Below are 8,715 nucleotides of genomic sequence, written 5' to 3' on the forward strand. Positions count from 1 at the left end.
CCACATCGACATAGGGCGCGCGCTCGACGATCGCCGCGCCTTCCTGGCTCGCCACGCAGCCGCCCACGCCGATCAGCGCGCCGCGTGCCTTGAGGTGCTTCACGCGGCCCAGGTCGCTGAACACTTTCTCCTGCGCCTTCTCGCGCACCGAGCAGGTGTTGAAGAGGATCAGGTCGGCCTGTTCCACGTCGGTCGTCGGCTCGTAGCCTTCGGCCGCACGCAGCACGTCGGCCATCTTGTCGGAGTCGTATTCGTTCATCTGGCAGCCGAAGGTCTTGATGAAGACCTTCTTGCCGCCACCAATCTTGGCGTCGCGTTGTTCGCTCATCGCTGCGGCCTCAGGGCTTGGTCCACGTCTGCGCGATCGGATCGAAGCGCAGGCGTTGCGCCTCTTCGGCCGTCTTGGGCCAGGGCAGCTTCAGCTCTTCGGTGCGCAGCAGCCACACGTCCTTGATCAGACCCACCGTGTCCACCGTGTACATCGACGTGTAGCGCTGGCCGACGATGCTGTGGGACATGACCAGCATGTTGTCGCCGCCGCGGATGCGCACGCCCGGCGCCATGCGCGCGGGCTGGCGGTTGAGCAGCACCTCCGGCGGCGCGCCGAAGGTGATCGTGCCCTTGAGCGCGTTGTGCGGGAAATTGCGTGGCACCTGAGCGGTGGCGGCGAGCGGCGCGCTCAGGGCGAGCGCGGTCAGAAGGGCGGCAGAAGTACAGCGGTACATGGTGTTGATCCAGTGGCTGTCGCAGGCGCAGTGCCTGCGGGAAAAGCGCCCCGCTTGGAGCCGGGCGCCGTGCACGCGACGGGCTGCGCGCTGCCGGAAATTGTAGGCGCCGGGTGCGCGGGGCCGGCGCTCGGAGCCGCTCAACGAGCGTGACATTGGCCATGCCGCCGCCCTCGCAGATCGTCTGCAGCCGGGTGCGCCTGCCGCTTCGGCGGAGGGCATGCAGGAGCGTCGACTCGATGCGATCGTCTTCAAAGGACACCGTCGCGCTGCAGTTGCGTGATGGCGTGCTCGGCAAGACCCCAATCGCGCAAGATCTCTGCCCCGTTTGCGCCGGCCGGCACCGCCGCGGCCGGACGCCCGGCCGGCGTGCGGCTGAAGCGCGGCGCCGGCGCGGGCTGGGTGATGCCGTCGATTTTCACGAAGGTGCCACGCGCCCGGTTGTGAGGGTGAAGTGGCGCCTCGTCCCAATCGAGCACGGGCGCGAAGCAGGCGTCGCTGCCTTCGAACACGGCGCACCACTCCTCGCGCGTGCGCTGCGCGAACACCGCGGCGAAGCGCTCGCGCAGGGCGGGCCAGCGGCTGCGGTCCATTTGCGTCTCCGCTTCGACATCTCTCAATCCCAGGCGCTCCAGCAACTCGGCATAGAAGGCGGGCTCGAGGGCGCCGACCGCGACATGCTTGCCATCGGCGCACATAGAAGGGTGCGCCCCCGTCGATCAGGTTGCTGCCGCGCGCCGCCTGCCACGCGCCCCCGGCATGCAGACCGTAGAACATGGCGGACAGCAGCACGGCGCCATCGGTCATGGCCGCTCGACGACTTGGCCCTGGCCGCTGCCCCGTGCCTCATGCAGCGCACACAACACACCGAATGCGAGCAGCATGGCGCCCCCGCCGTAGTCGCCCACGTAGTTGAGCGGCGGCACCGGACCGGTCTGCGCGCCGCCGATGGCATGCAGTGCGCCGCTGAGCGCGATGTAGTCGATGTCGTGGCCGGCCTGCGTGGCCAGCGGTCCGTGCTGGCCCCAGCCGGTCATGCGCCCGTAGACCAGGCGTGCGTTGCGGGCCAGGCAGACGTCGGGCCCGAGGCCCAGGCGCTCCATCACGCCGGGGCGATAGCCTTCGATCAGCACGTCGGCGCGCTCGATCAGGCCGAGCACCGCCTCGGCGGCGCCGGGCCGGCGCAAATCGATGGCCAGCGAGCGCCGGCCTCGCGCCGGAATGTCCAGGCGCGGCGGCAAACCCAGTGCGCCGGCGGCGCCCGGCCGGTCGATGCGGATCACCTCCGCACCCATGTCGGCGAACAGCATCGCGCAAAACGGGGCCGGGCCGAGCCCGACCATCTCGACCACCTTCAAACCCGCCAGCGGACCCGCCATGCCTGTTCCCCGTTGTTATGCATCGGCCCGATGCTCACACGAGGAGCGCCTTTCGATCCAGAGGGCGAGGTCTCGCTCGCGGGCACGCAGATCGCAAAAAAGCCCGCTTGCAGCGGGCTCTTCCTGTCTCCGGGGGTCAACCCCGAAGCGCGACGCGTTCTCAGCGGGCCGAGATGTACATCGTGATCTCGAAGCCGTAACGCAGGTCGGTGGCTTGGGGCTTGGTCCAGTTCATGGTCTTACTCCTTGATCGGTTGCGCAGCACCGAGGCGGTGTCTGCGATGGGAGCACGACATGCATGCCGCATCCCATGAAACGCATGGTGTCACCGGGCCGCAAGCTGCGGTAGCCCGTGATCCATGAATGCAGCCTCATGATTTTCTGCAATGGAGCGGCTGGGCGGACCGGTTCAGGCCGGGAGCTTGGCGGCCTTCGGGTCGGTCTTTGCCGGGCTGAGCCGCCGGGAGTTGACCGGATCGCGGAACACCAGCGGATATTCCTTGATCGACTGCGGCGTCTCGGTGGCCGCCAGGGCCTCGGCGCGCTGCACCGCCTCCTGCACCAGGCCGTGCTCGGGGCTGAAGCGGCAAACCGGGTCGGCGGCGGCGGCGTCCTGCGCAATCATGTAGGCCTGACAGCGGCAGCCGCCCAGGTCTTCTTCCTTGAACTCGCAACTCGCGCACGGCTCCTTCATCCAGGCGGTGCCGCGGTAGCGATTGAAGCCCTCCGAGTCGTACCAGATCTCCTTCAGCGGGACCGCCTGAACGTTCGGGAACTCCAGCCCCGGCAGCATGCGCGCGGTGTGGCAGGGCAGGGCCACGCCGTCGGGAGCCACGGTCAGGAACATGCTGCCCCAGCCGTTGACGCACTTCTTGGCCTTGCCCTCGTGATAGTCGGGCGCCACATAGAAGATGCGCATCTTCTGGCCGAGCTTGGCGCGCCAGGCGTCGGTGATCGCTTCGGACTTCTTCAACTGCGCGTGGGTGGGCAGTAGCTGTTCCCGGTTCACATAGGCCCAGGAGTAGTACTGGGTGTTGGCGAGTTCCAGGTACTCGGCGCCCATCTCGTGGGCCATGCCGATGATGCGGTCCATGTGGTCGATGTTCATGCGGTGGATCACCACGTTCATCACCATCGGCCAGCCCTGGTCCTTGATGATCTTCGCCACCTTGTTCTTCAGCTCGAAGGTCTTGGTGTGCGAGAGAAAGTCGTTCATCTCGCGCGTGGAGTCCTGGAACGACAGCTGCACGTGGTCCAGGCCCGCCTCCTTCAAGGCCTTGGCGCGCGCCGCCGTCAGGCCGACGCCGGAGGTCAGCAGGTTGGTGTAGAAGCCCAGCCGCCGCGCCTCGGCGACGATCACTTCCAGGTCATCGCGCAGCAGCGGCTCGCCGCCCGACAGGCCCAGCTGCACGGCGCCCATCTCGCGGCCCTCTCGCAGCACGCGCAGCCAGTGCTCGGTGGAGAGCTCGTCTTCCTGACGTGCGTAGTCCACCGGGTTGTAGCAAAACACGCAGTGCAGCGGGCAGCGGTAGGTCAGTTCGGCCAGCAGCCACAGCGGCGGGCCGGGGCGGGGGGAGGTGGTGGGGGTCATGGAACTCCTTGTTTGGCAAGCCTGACGCAGCGGACGGCTTGCCGCCAGCCTTGCCGGCATGAAAGAGGCCTCGTCTTTTTCATGAATCGTCTTGCGGTGCGTCGAACGTAAGATTTCGTCCATGACATTGAACACCACGAACGATTCCATCGATGCGGACCCGGCCGCGCCGGTGCACGAGGCCCGGCTGTGGCGCGACGATGGCTGGACCGCGCGCGTCATCAAGAACGAAGACGACGAGGGCTGGGCCGTCGAGATGATCAAGCAGGGCGAACCCGAGCCGGCGCTGGTCGGCCCCTGGACGATGGGGCGCGACAAGAAGAACCCCAAGCCGCTGGACGTTTCGGCCTTCCACACGCTGGTCAAGACGGCCTGCGAGGTGCTGCGCCGGCACGAGCAGCAACTGCAGGCGCAGCTTCACAAGCGCGTCACCGTGGCGGCGCCCTCCGGCCGCATCACCGTCACGCTCGACATCGTCGCCGACGAAAACGATCCCTACGCCCTGCTCGGTGCGACGGACGCCGCCGGGGAGCCGCTGGCCAGCGTGCGCGTGGCGGCCGGTTTCAGGCTGAACGCCGCCAGCGCCGGCGCCTGGATCGAGGACGGGTACCGCAAGCCGGGCGGCTGAGGCGAGTCGGGCGCGTCGCGGGCGCCGTCCGTGTCGCGGGGGCCAGTCAGCGGGCGGTCGGCGCCTCGAGCTCGCGGGCGGTGAGCCACAGCCGCGCATCGAACTCCAGCTGGCGGTAGGCCGGCTCCATGTGCGCGCACAGCGCGTAGAAGGCCTTGCCGTGCTCGCGCTCCTTCACGTGCGCGAGCTCGTGCACGACGATCATCTTCAGGAACGCGGCCGGCGCGTCCTTGAACACCGCCGCTACCCGGATCTCGCGTTTGGCCTTGAGCCGCGTGCCCTGCACGCGCGAGACGGTGGCGTGTGTGCCCAGGGCGTTGTGGGCGAGCTCCAGCCGGCCGTCGTAAAGCACCTTGGCAATCGGCGGGGCGCCGCGCTGGAACCGGTTCTTCAGGTCCATCACGTAGCCGTACAGCGCCGGATCGGTGCGCACGCCGTGGGCCTCGGGGTAGCGCTGCCTGAGCGTTTCGCCGAGGCGGCCTTGCGCCAGCAGCTCGTTCACGCGCGCCAGCAGGTCGGGGGTATAACCCCGTAGGTACTTCATCGAGCGTTGTTGCGCCCGGCGGCCGTGCCGTGGGAGCGGAGCTCTGTGGTCATGACGGGCTCTGTGTGGCCAGGGCACGCTCGATGCGGTGCCGCGCGACCCGCGTCTTCGGCACCGGCAGGTCGAACCAGCTGCGCACATCTTCTTCCAGCCCGATGCCGTGCATGTAGTTGTAGAGCGCTTTCTTGAGCGCGACGCCCAGCGCGTCGTGGTCCACGCCGGTGGGGTCGATGAAGCCGATGTCGTTCCTGGCGAAGCTCGTAAGCGGCAGCGGCTGCAGCGTCACGCCGTAGGCTGCCGGGTCCAGGCCGACCGGCGAATGCACGGTGCAGGCGAAGCGGTGGAAGAAGCCCGACTGGATGCAGCCCGCGGCGAACAGCTGGCGCACGTATTCGAGCGCGTCGACCGTGTCCTGCACCGTCTGGGTGGGAAACCCGTACATCAGGTAGGCATGCACCAGGATGCCGGCGTCGGAAAAGCCGCGTGTCACGCGCGCCACCTGATCGACTGAAACGCCTTTCTTCATCAGGGTCAGCAGCCGGTCGGAGGCGACTTCCAGGCCGCCTGAGATGGCGATGCAGCCGCTGTCGGCCAGCGCCCGGCACAGCTCGGGGGTGAACGACTTCTCGAAGCGGATGTTGCCCCACCACGAGATCGCCAGGCGCCGGCGCTGCAGCTCGGCGGCCAGCGCCTTCAGTGACTTCGGCGGCGCGGCCTCGTCGACGAAATGAAAGCCGGTCTGGCCGGTTTCCTCGACGACGGCCTCGATGCGGTCCACCAGCGTCTCGGCGGTGACCGCATCGAAGCGCGAGATGTAGTCCAGGCTCACGTCGCAGAAGCTGCATTTCTTCCAGTAGCAGCCGTGCGCGACCGTCAGCTTGTTCCAGCGCCCGTCGGACCACAGCCGGTGCATGGGATTGAGCATGTCCAGCAGCGACAGGTAGCGCTCCAGCGGCAGGCCGTCCCAGGTGGGCGTGCCGACCTCGGCGAAGGGCACGTCGGGCTCGACGAAGTTGATATAGCGCACCGTGTTCGACTCCGCCGCGCGCGTGAACGTGCGCACCAGCCGGCTCTGCGAACGCTTGCCGGCCAGGTGCTCGAGCAGCGCGAGCAGCGGCCGCTCGCCGGCGTCGAGCGTGAGGTAGTCGAAATGGTCGAACACGCGCGGCTCGGTCAGCTCGCGCAGCTCGGTGTTGACGAAGCCGCCGCCGAGCGCGGTGACGATGCTGGGGTCGTGCGCCTTGATGGCCTGCGCGATGCGAAACGCCGCATACACCGCGCCGGGGAAGGGCACCGACACCAGCACCAGCGTGGGTCGGTGGCACGCCAGTGCGGCCAGCGTCAACTCCCTCAACATGCGGTCGACGAGGTTGAGCGGCGCCGCGAGCGCCTCGGCCAGCGGATCGAAGCTCGGTTGGCTTTGCGCAAGGCTTTCCGCATAGCGCACGAACTCGAAGCGTGGGTCCACCGCATCGCGCACGACATCGGCGATGTCGTTCAGGTACAGCGTGGCCAGGTGGCGGGCGCGGTCCTGCACGCCGAGCGCACCGAAGGCCCAGGCCATCGGGTCACCGCCGTCGTCGTCGACGTACACCTCGAGCGACTCGAAGCGGGGCCCTTCGGGCAGGAAGGCGCGGCTGCAGATGCGGTGCGCCAGCGTGGCGTCGCGCCCCTGCAGGAACGCCACCGTGGGGCCGATCGTCTGCGCATAGCGGTCGAAGTGCTCGTCGAAAGCCTCGACCGGCGGCGTGCGCCCCGACGCCGGCAGTTCGGCGATGCGCTCGCGGATCGCCACCAGCCCGCTCGGCGACAGCAGCTCCAGGGCCAGCGCCAGCGCCAAGTCTTCCTGCACCGCATCGACGCCCCGCGAGCGCAGAAAGCCGGTCAGGTAAGCGGTCGACGGATACGGCGTGTTGAGCTGCGTCATCGGCGCGATCACGGACAGAACGCGGGTGGGTCGGGAGAGCATGGGCTTGCGCGATGGTTGCTGCAGCGGCGAGCAGTGGCGGTGTACGCGGCCGCTGCTACCGCGGCGCAGGCGAGACGCTTCAATAGCGCGCCCCGGACGAACAAAAGGCTTGCAAGTTGTGGACCTGCAAGCCTTCGAAATTCTGGTGGCGCTTCAGGGATTCGAACCCCGGACCTGCGGATTATGATTCCGTCGCTCTAACCGACTGAGCTAAAGCGCCTGAGCCGCGAATTATAGCCATCGCGCACACGCCGAAAGAGCGCTCACGGGCCGCAAAAGCCGGGCTGCCGAGTGGGCGGAGCCGGTTGTGCCACGATGCCGGCGTGTGATTGCGGGAGCTGGCGACCATGGGCATGTGGCGTTTCGGTTTGGCGGACGGCATCCGCAAGCTGGGTTTTCGCAAGTGGTACGAGCGCGAACTGACCCTGGGCCACGCTCATCTGGCGTTGACGCTGGTTTCCTGCCTGGGCCTGCTCATGGCCCTCGAGCTCTACGACCGCAACAGCCCGATGGCCGAGCGGCTGAGCGACGCTTTGTCCTTGCTGCTGTGTGCCGGGGTCGGCCTGTGGTCGCTGCGCCGTTACCTGTTCCTGCTGATGCATGCGGAGGCCACGGCGAATCAGGCAATATGCCCCGAGTGCGAGGCCTATGGACGACTCGAAGTCACTGTGGAACAGCCGGTCGAGGACGAGGTGCTGGTTTGTTGCCGCCGCTGCAGGCACCGCTGGTCGATCCTGTCGTGAGCGATTCCCTCAAAGAAGGTGTCCGATCGCCATCGCGATGAAGCTCAGCAGCACGGTCGAGGCGATCGGCAACGACCATTCGCGGCCACGCCAGCGGAAACGGAAATCGCCGGGGAGCCGGCCGAAACCGATCCTCTCCAGCCAGGGCCGCAGCCCGTTCAGCACGATCAGCGCGAGCACGACAACGATCAGCCAGCGCAGCAAGAGTGGCTCCTAGAGCGTGTGGCTGCGGTCGCCGCGCGCGAAGCCCAGCGCGTCGAACGGGGCGCCGGCCGCAAAGCCGATCACCTTGAACAACTCGCCCATCTCGTGCTCGGCGAGCAGCTTCTGCGCCGCGGCCACCGGCTTGATGTTGCCCGCCGTGATGCCGGCCTGTAGCTGCTCGAGCAGGCCGCAGTTCATGAGAAACCTCGCCTGCGAGGTGTAGCCCAGCACGTGCAGGCCAGCGTCCTGCCCGGCCAGCGCCATGGCGGTGAAGTCGACGTGGGCGGTGATGTCCTTTTCGCCCACGTCCTGGAGCGGGTCGGTGTCCATGCGGTGCGCACGGTGGCACATCAGCGTGCCGCCGCTGCGTTGCGGGTGGTGGTACTCCGCCTCGGGGAAGCCGTAGTCGATGAAGAAGGCGGCGCCACGCACCAGCCGTTGCGCCAGCGTGCGCACGAAGCCTTCTGCGTGGCGTGGCAGTTCTGTGACCGTGCCTGGCACGGCGTTGCCCGGCAGCGGCGGGCGCAGGTCGGTCGCCCGGTCGGCGAACGCGAAGCGGCCTTCGTGCAGGGCGACGCCGCGCTCGTGCCATTCGCGGCCGTCGAAGTGCAGCAACGCGACCGGCATGGCGTCGAGCACTTCGTTGCCTACGACCACGCCTGCGAAGGACGGCGGCAGCGCGTCGAGCCACACGGCGCGCGCGGCCCATTGCGGCACGCGCTCGGTCAGCACCGTGCGCTGGCGCTCGCGCAGCACCCCCGACAGATCGACGATCACGTAGCGGTCGATGCGCTCGCCCAGCTCGCCCAGCAGCTGCGCCGCCAGCGCCCCCGAGCCGGCGCCGAATTCCCAGACTTCACGGGTGCCGGTCGCCTCCAGCGCCTGGCCGATCTGGCGTGCCAGCGCGCGGCCGAAGAGGGGGCTCAGCTCGG

Annotated in this window: 9 protein-coding genes, 1 tRNA gene and 2 pseudogenes; 2 read left to right on the forward strand and 10 right to left on the reverse strand. The window is 68.2% G+C overall.

The features are described 5' to 3' along the window. The 5 genes and pseudogenes from H0W38_RS10430 to pqqE form a co-directional block, all read right to left on the reverse strand. Nucleotides 1-328, reverse strand: a pseudogene (locus tag H0W38_RS10430) (tRNA (N6-isopentenyl adenosine(37)-C2)-methylthiotransferase MiaB); the annotation flags it as partial. A gap of 10 nt (nt 329-338) precedes the next feature. Beyond that, nucleotides 339-725 carry a hypothetical protein gene (locus tag H0W38_RS10435; RefSeq protein WP_292453609.1) on the reverse strand — a complete coding sequence of 129 codons (387 nt, stop codon included), beginning with the start codon at nt 723-725 and terminating at the stop codon, nt 339-341. 251 nt (nt 726-976) lie between these two features. Beyond that, nucleotides 977-2,104 (reverse strand): annotated as a pseudogene (locus tag H0W38_RS10440) (CaiB/BaiF CoA transferase family protein). Nucleotides 2,105-2,264: 160 nt separating this feature from the next. Continuing rightward, nucleotides 2,265-2,369: a pyrroloquinoline quinone precursor peptide PqqA gene (gene pqqA / locus H0W38_RS10445; protein ID WP_292453610.1), complete on the reverse strand. Its 105-nt coding sequence runs from the start codon at nt 2,367-2,369 to the stop codon at nt 2,265-2,267. A 144-nt stretch (nt 2,370-2,513) separates the two neighbouring features. Continuing rightward, on the reverse strand, nt 2,514-3,695 hold the full coding sequence (pqqE, locus tag H0W38_RS10450) for a pyrroloquinoline quinone biosynthesis protein PqqE (protein WP_292453613.1): 1,182 nt from the start codon (nt 3,693-3,695) through the stop codon (nt 2,514-2,516). A gap of 121 nt (nt 3,696-3,816) precedes the next feature. Here pqqE and H0W38_RS10455 point away from each other — a divergent pair, with 121 nt between their 5' ends. Continuing rightward, nucleotides 3,817-4,323 (forward strand): hypothetical protein, encoded by a 507-nt coding sequence (locus H0W38_RS10455; protein ID WP_292453616.1) that lies wholly within the window; start codon nt 3,817-3,819, stop codon nt 4,321-4,323. A 46-nt stretch (nt 4,324-4,369) separates the two neighbouring features. Here H0W38_RS10455 and H0W38_RS10460 read toward each other — a convergent pair whose 3' ends face one another. The 3 genes from H0W38_RS10460 to H0W38_RS10470 form a co-directional block, all read right to left on the reverse strand. Further along, nucleotides 4,370-4,867, reverse strand: a complete 498-nt coding sequence (locus H0W38_RS10460; protein WP_292453618.1) for a YgjP-like metallopeptidase domain-containing protein — start codon at nt 4,865-4,867, stop codon at nt 4,370-4,372. A gap of 49 nt (nt 4,868-4,916) precedes the next feature. Beyond that, complete coding sequence (locus H0W38_RS10465) at nt 4,917-6,836, reverse strand: radical SAM protein (RefSeq protein ID WP_292453620.1); 1,920 nt, start codon at nt 6,834-6,836, stop codon at nt 4,917-4,919. A gap of 143 nt (nt 6,837-6,979) precedes the next feature. Further along, nucleotides 6,980-7,056 (reverse strand) — tRNA-Met (locus H0W38_RS10470). A gap of 127 nt (nt 7,057-7,183) precedes the next feature. On the opposite strand from H0W38_RS10470, the gene H0W38_RS10475 reads away from it, so the two are divergent. Then, nucleotides 7,184-7,579, forward strand: a complete 396-nt coding sequence (locus H0W38_RS10475) for a hypothetical protein (RefSeq protein WP_292453623.1) — start codon at nt 7,184-7,186, stop codon at nt 7,577-7,579. Between the two features lie 9 nt (nt 7,580-7,588). On the opposite strand, the gene H0W38_RS10480 is transcribed toward H0W38_RS10475, so the two are convergent. Further along, complete coding sequence (locus H0W38_RS10480) at nt 7,589-7,783, reverse strand: DUF2905 domain-containing protein (RefSeq protein WP_292453626.1); 195 nt, start codon at nt 7,781-7,783, stop codon at nt 7,589-7,591. Nucleotides 7,784-7,792: 9 nt separating this feature from the next. Beyond that, nucleotides 7,793-8,715, reverse strand: a 923-nt coding sequence (locus H0W38_RS10485) for an SAM-dependent methyltransferase (RefSeq protein ID WP_292453628.1), incomplete at its 5' end; no start/stop codon positions are given.

Origin of the sequence: Methylibium sp., from assembly GCF_013817365.1 — a bacterium.
GTDB lineage: Bacteria > Pseudomonadota > Gammaproteobacteria > Burkholderiales > Burkholderiaceae_C > Methylibium.